Raw genomic sequence first — 3596 nt, forward strand, 5'->3', positions numbered from 1 at the left:
GTTCACCGAAATCCTACACCAGGGTGCGAATATAGGTGCCCTTGCTGCAGTCCACCGCAAGACGCGCAGTATCGCCTTCGAAGGCCAGCAATTCCAAGCGCGCAATAGTAACAGAACGCGGTTCGCGCTCCACTACTTCGCCTGCACGGGCCAGCTTGTACAGCGGCTGACCGTCACGCTTGAGTGCCGAGTACATCGGCGGTATCTGACTGATTTGCCCACGAAATTTCGGCAGAACCGCTTCGACATCGGCGCGACCAACGGTCACCGGACGCTCCTGCAAAACCTCACCCTCGGCGTCCGCCGTGGTAGTGGTCTTGCCCAGTTGCGCCAGGGTTTCGTAACCCTTGTCGGAATCGAGCAGGTATTGCGAAAACTTCGTTGCCTCGCCAAAGCACAACGGCAACACACCGGTGGCCAGCGGGTCGAGACTGCCGGTGTGACCGGCCTTCTCGGCGTTGAGCAACCAGCGAACCTTCTGCAACGCGGCGTTGGAGGTGAACCCCAGCGGTTTGTCGAGCAGGATGATACCGCTGACGTTACGACGGATACGTTTGACCTGAGCCACCGAATTACTCCTTGGTGTCTTCAGGTGCAGCGGCCACGTGCTGATTGTCCTCAGCCACGGCGCGCTCGATCAGGGCCGACAAATGCGCGCCACGCACGACGCTTTCGTCGTAGTGGAAGTGCAATTGCGGCACGCTGCGCAGCTTCATTTCACGGGCCAGCTGCATGCGCAGGAAACCTGCGGCAGCGTTGAGCACCTTGATGCTTTGCGCGATGTCTTCTGCGTTGTCCTGCCCCATCACGGTGATGAAGATCTTCGCGTGACCGACGTCACGGCTGACTTCCACAGCGGTAATGGTGACCAGACCAACACGCGGGTCTTTGACTTCACGACGGATCAGTTGGGCCAGCTCACGCTGCATCTGATCGCCGATACGTTGGGTACGGCTGTATTCTTTTGCCATGATTTTGTTACCTGTTACTGCCCCACGGTGAAACCCGCAAGGTCTGAAAGCGGCAAACGCCCGGCCTGACAAAAGCCAGACCGGGCGTTGCGTTTAGAGTCCTGACGCCGTGGCGCGCATCTGCATGCGGCGGCTCGGCGTGGCCCTTGAAGTGCGCGAGTCAGAGGCTGCGAGCAACCTGAACCTTCTCGAAGACTTCGATCTTGTCACCGACTTTGACGTCGTTGTAGCTCTTCACGCCGATACCGCATTCCATGCCGGCACGTACTTCGGAAGCGTCATCCTTGAAGCGGCGCAGGGATTCCAGCTCGCCTTCGAAGATAACGATGTCTTCACGCAGTACACGGATCGGACGGTTACGGTGCACAACACCTTCGATCACCATGCAACCGGCGATCGCGCCAAACTTCGGCGAACGGAACACATCGCGCACTTCGGCCACGCCCAGGATGTTCTCGCGAACATCGCTGCCGAGCATGCCGGTCAGGGCTTTCTTGACGTCTTCGATGATGTCGTAGATCACGTTGTAGTAACGCATGTCCAGACCTTCCTGCTCGACGATCTTCCGTGCGCCAGCATCGGCACGCACGTTGAAGCCGAACAGTACAGCGTTGGAAGCCAGTGCCAGGTTGGCGTCGGATTCGGTGATACCACCGACACCGCCACCGACCACGCGCACTTGCACTTCGTCGTTGCCCAGGCCGTTCAGAGCGCCCTGCAAAGCTTCCAGCGAACCACGGACGTCGGATTTGAGGACGATGTTGAGCGTCTTCTTCTCTTCCTGGCCCATGTTTTCGAAGATGTTTTCCAGCTTGCCGGCGTGAGCGCGAGCCAGTTTGACTTCGCGGAACTTGCCTTGACGGAACAGAGCCACTTCACGGGCTTTCTTCTCGTCGGCAACCACGCTCATCTCGTCGCCAGCGTCCGGCGTACCGTCAAGACCCAGGATCTCGACCGGAATGGCCGGACCTGCTTCCTTGATCGGCTTGCCGTTCTCGTCGAGCATGGCGCGCACGCGGCCATAGTTCGAGCCGACCAGCACCATGTCGCCTTGACGCAGCGTACCGTCCTGAACCAGCACGGTGGCCACCGGGCCACGGCCCTTGTCCAGACGCGATTCGACGACTACACCACGGCCAGGAGCCGATGGGGTGGCGGTCAGTTCGAGTACTTCGGCCTGCAGCAGAACCGCTTCGAGCAGCTCGTCAACGCCGGTACCCATTTTCGCCGAGACCGGTACGAATGGAGTGTCGCCACCCCAGTCTTCGGAGGTCACGCCGTGAACCGACAGTTCGCTACGGATGCGATCGAGGTCGGCACCCGGCTTGTCGATCTTGTTCACCGCAACTACCAGAGGAACGCCAGCCGCCTGAGCGTGCTGAACAGCCTCGATGGTTTGCGGCATCACGCCGTCGTCCGCCGCAACCACCAGGATCACGATGTCGGTCGCCTTGGCACCACGGGCACGCATTGCGGTAAACGCAGCGTGACCAGGGGTGTCGAGGAAAGTCACCATGCCACGGTCGGTTTCAACGTGGTACGCACCGATGTGCTGAGTGATACCGCCGGCTTCGCCCGCGGCTACCTTGGCACGACGGATGTAGTCGAGCAGGGAAGTCTTACCGTGGTCAACGTGGCCCATGACGGTCACGACGGGTGCACGGGAAACTGCCTCACCTTCAAACTTCAGGGACTCGGCCAGGGAATCTTCCAGGGCGGTGTCACTGACCAGGGTCACTTTGTGGCCCAGCTCTTCAGCTACCAGTTGAGCAGTTTCCTGATCGAGTACCTGGTTGATGGTCGCTGGAGTGCCCAGTTTGAACATGAACTTGATGATTTCAGCAGCCTTGACCGACATCTGCTGGGCGAGATCGCCAACAGTGATGGTCTCGCCGATCTTCACTTCACGCACGACAGGACCGGTAGGGTTCTGGAAACCGTGAGCGTTGCGTTTCTTCAGCTTGGCCTTGCCGCGACCACCACGACGGAAGCCATCGCTTTCTTCGTCGGTAGTGCGTGGCGCCACACGTGGAGCCGGCGCTTTTTCTTTGACCGATGCGCGATGCGGAGCGTTTTTGCGCTCGCCATCGCCACCACCGCGACGATTGTTATCGTCGGCACGGGGTTTGTCCGGACGGCGCTGTTCGTCACGCTTGCGAGTGTCGGCAGCTGGCGCAGCAGCAACCGGCGCGGCGTCGCGCACAGGTTCCGCAACTGGCGCAGGTGCTGCAACAGCTTCGGCAGGAGCGGACGGCGCAGCAGCAGGCTGGCGACGCGCTTCTTCTTCAGCGCGCTGCTTGGCTTCTTCTTCAGCCTTCTGACGAGCAGCATTTTCTACTGCGCGACGCTCTTCCAGTTCACGCTTGCGCTCGGCTTCGATTTCTTCCGGGCTACGCTGTACGAAAACTTTCTTTTTGCGAACTTCAACGCTGATGCTCTTGCTACCAGCCACACGCAGGGTGCTGGTGGTTTTACGCTGCAGCGTGATCTTGCGTGGTTCTTCCACTTTCGCCTTGTGACTGCTCTTCAAGTGAGTCAGCAGGGATTGCTTCTCACTGTCAGTCACATTATCTTCGGCGGCGGTGAGCGGCAGACCTGCCTCACGCATCTGCTGCAACAGGCCCT

General features: G+C 59.8%; 2 protein-coding genes and 1 pseudogene. All 3 read right to left on the reverse strand.

Annotated elements, in window-relative coordinates:
• Window positions 1-16: 16 nt before the first annotated feature.
• Window positions 17-568: pseudogene (gene truB, locus ACIP8I_RS26990) on the reverse strand (tRNA pseudouridine(55) synthase TruB); the annotation flags it as partial.
• Window positions 569-572: 4 nt separating this feature from the next.
• The gene (rbfA, locus tag ACIP8I_RS26995; RefSeq protein ID WP_007961438.1) at window positions 573-971 is read right to left on the reverse strand and encodes a 30S ribosome-binding factor RbfA; all 399 of its coding nucleotides are present in this window, start codon (window positions 969-971) and stop codon (window positions 573-575) included.
• Window positions 972-1131: 160 nt separating this feature from the next.
• The gene (infB, locus tag ACIP8I_RS27000; RefSeq protein WP_400764910.1) at window positions 1132-3591 is read right to left on the reverse strand and encodes a translation initiation factor IF-2; all 2460 of its coding nucleotides are present in this window, start codon (window positions 3589-3591) and stop codon (window positions 1132-1134) included.
• Window positions 3592-3596 lie beyond the last annotated feature (5 nt).

The sequence above is a fragment of the Pseudomonas sp. NPDC088414 genome (assembly GCF_044753325.1).
In the GTDB taxonomy this organism is placed as follows: Bacteria; Pseudomonadota; Gammaproteobacteria; order Pseudomonadales; family Pseudomonadaceae; genus Aquipseudomonas.